Below are 1,217 nucleotides of genomic sequence, written 5' to 3' on the forward strand. Positions count from 1 at the left end.
CATGATTAAATCTCAATCCCATCCACCTTCTCTAACATCCAATCAACAAAAATCTTTCGCTGACCTGACCCTGACCCCGAGAGAGAGGAAGGAATTGAGATTTAATCATGGAGATGAAGCTGACCATCAAGCGGGTGCCCACCGTGGTTTCCAACTACCAGGAGGATGCTGCCGCCACCGCCGGCGAACGCCCCCGCGCCGGCTGCGGGAGGGATTGCCTCGGGGATTGCTGCTTGCCCGATTCCAAGCTTCCGCTGTATGCTTTCAAGGCGAGTCCGAAAAAGCCGTCTTCGCAGGAGGATGCTTCCAACGATGAGTTCTTTGTCAATCTCCTGCTCGGCCTGTGGGAAGACAGGATGGCCCGAGGTTTGTTCCGATATGATGTCACTGCCTGTGAGACCAAGGTTATCCCAGGCAACCTTGGGTTTGTTGCACAACTGAATGAAGGACGCCACCTCAAGAAGCGCCCTACTGAATTCCGCGTGGACCGTGTGCTTCAACCATTTGATGCTGCCAAGTTCAACTTCACCAAAGTTGGCCAGGAGGAGGTGCTCTTCCAATTTGAGAATGGTGGTGGTGATGACAGCTTCTTTGTGGAGAGCTCCCCAATCAGTGTTGCTGATCGTGCTCCTAATGTTGTTGCAATCAATGTAAGCCCAATTGAATATGGCCATGTTCTTCTCATTCCCCGTGTACTGGACCGCCTGCCTCAGAGGATTGACCAGGAGAGCTTCTTGCTTGCACTGCACATGGCTGCTGAAGCCGCAAGCCCATACTTCAGGCTTGGCTATAATAGTTTGGGTGCCTTTGCAACCATCAACCACCTCCACTTTCAGGCATACTACTTGACAGTGCCTTTCCCTGTTGAGAAGGCAGCTACCAAGAGGATTTTCCTTGCTGAGGGCACAATGAATAGTGGAGTAAAGGTGTCCAAGCTGATGAACTACCCTGTGAGGGGACTGGTTTTTGAGGGAGGCAACTCACTGAGCGATCTGGCCAATGTGGTTTCCAGCGCTTGTATCTGGCTGCAGGACAACAATGTGCCTTACAATGTTCTTATCTCTGACTGCGGCAAAAAGATCTTCCTCTTCCCTCAGTGCTATGCCGAGAAGCAGGCTCTGGGAGAAGTGAGCCAGGAGCTACTGGACACGCAGGTTAACCCAGCTGTGTGGGAGATCAGTGGCCACATCGTGCTGAAACGAAGGAGTGATTACGAG

The 1,217-nt window shown here is 52.1% G+C and carries 1 protein-coding gene; it reads left to right on the plus strand.

Annotated elements, in window-relative coordinates; genetic code table 11:
- Positions 1-113: 113 nt before the first annotated feature.
- The coding region (locus tag OKA04_RS24960; protein ID WP_264503855.1) for a GDP-L-galactose phosphorylase at positions 114-1,217 on the plus strand (1,104 nt) is incomplete at its 3' end.

The sequence above is a fragment of the Luteolibacter flavescens genome (assembly GCF_025950085.1).
Lineage (GTDB): Bacteria > Verrucomicrobiota > Verrucomicrobiia > Verrucomicrobiales > Akkermansiaceae > Haloferula > Haloferula flavescens.